Origin of the sequence: Catenulispora rubra (assembly GCF_015356825.1) — a bacterium.
Taxonomy (GTDB): Bacteria; Actinomycetota; Actinomycetes; order Streptomycetales; family Catenulisporaceae; genus Catenulispora; species Catenulispora rubra.
Genome location: NZ_JAACYW010000651.1, coordinates 1 through 985 on the forward strand (window position 1 = coordinate 1; position 985 = coordinate 985).

The following is a 985-nucleotide window of genomic DNA, read 5'->3' on the forward strand; positions in this document are numbered from 1 at the left end:
GTTTTGCGGCGGGGTGGGTGTGGCTTCGGCGCCGGCGCCGGCGCTACGTGGCAGCAGCAGGCGCTGGCCGTCGTGCTCGACCTCTTCGAGGCCGTCGCGGACGAGCGCGACCGCGGCTTGCGCATCGGCGGCGGGCAGGCCGGACCACGCGACGAGGTCGGCGGTGGTCGCCGGGCCGTAGGCGGCGAAGTAGCGCTCGGTGAGGCGGGTAAGGGCGGTTTCGCGGTCCGGCAGAGCGGCGGGCTCCAGCCAGTCGTCGAGGAGCACGTAGGTGGGCTCATCGCGCGCGGCGTCGGGGCCCCGGCAGATCAGGGCACTGTTGGCGGCGTACGCGAGCAAATGCGGCGGCTGCTGGCTCTTCAGATCGAGGACGACACCGTGCCCGGCCAACTCGGCGACGATCTCAGCCCGAGTCAGAGCCCTGCCACCTCCGAGGATCTTCGACAGCGCGTCCATCGCCCGGGCGCACAACGCGTCGCCGAGCCCCAACTGCTCTCGCCGCCGACGACCCGCGCGCAGGTTCACCGGCCCGAGCACGGCCAGGAACGCCCGCAGGTCGTCCCTGGCGACCAGGTGGATCGTGCCGCGCATAAGCCAGGTACGCACGACCGCGGCCTCGGCGACCGCCGCGTCGACGTCGGCGGCGCGCAGGCCGCTCGTGCGCGCCCAGACCTGGAGGCGTACCGGGCCGGCCGCCTGCGCTTGGAGCGCCGCGGCGGTGCGGACGGCGGCTGCGACGGCGTCAGCACCATCGCCGGCCAGCCCCTGCGCCCGAACCCGTAGCCACCGCACCTCATCGGCGCTCAAGTTTCGCATGGCCCCAAACACGCCCCGCCCCAATCCGGGGGACAACCACCCTCGATCAATTGTCCGCCACCGTCAACCGCCAATCAAAGTACTTCGGCCCGAAGACCACTCGATCGGCCCCGCCGCCAGCCCCTCAAACAGCCGCCACAGCCCGCTCCACCGTAGCCTTCCCCCGCCC

At 73.0% G+C, this 985-nt stretch carries 1 protein-coding gene; it reads right to left on the reverse strand.

Features of this window, described 5'->3' with window-relative positions:
* A partial coding sequence (locus GWK61_RS54770; protein ID WP_194922322.1) for a DNA glycosylase AlkZ-like family protein occupies nucleotides 1–807 on the reverse strand: 807 nt, incomplete at its 3' end.
* Nucleotides 808–985: the final 178 nt, after the last annotated feature.